Here is a 262-nt window from a genome sequence, read left to right as displayed (position 1 = left end):
ATTCCATCTTTTGATCTGGCTAACCCCAACGCCGTATCGCTCTGCAATCTTTCCTAAATAATCCACACTTCTAACCTTGTATCGAATCTGGTTCTTGGTCTCTACAAATTGCGGCAAAGGTTTTTCCAGAGAATCCAGCTGCTTTTTTACAAAAGCATAAATCTCGTCCTCATTGCTTACAAACTGACCAATTTTGTTTACTGGCAATCGTAATACATAGTCCTTTCCCTTTACCTTTGGAATGATATTGAGCTTGTAGGAA

General features: G+C 39.3%; 1 protein-coding gene. It reads right to left on the bottom strand.

The window, feature by feature from the left end:
- The coding region (locus ACRHOZ_RS21065; protein WP_431130264.1) for a LysM peptidoglycan-binding domain-containing protein at positions 1–262 on the bottom strand (262 nt) is incomplete at both ends.

Origin of the sequence: Flagellimonas flava (assembly GCF_050617915.1) — a bacterium.
Classification (GTDB): Bacteria; Bacteroidota; Bacteroidia; order Flavobacteriales; family Flavobacteriaceae; genus Flagellimonas; species Flagellimonas flava_A.
Note: the sequence above shows the minus strand (reverse complement) of the source record. Positions and strands in the feature narration are given on the sequence as shown.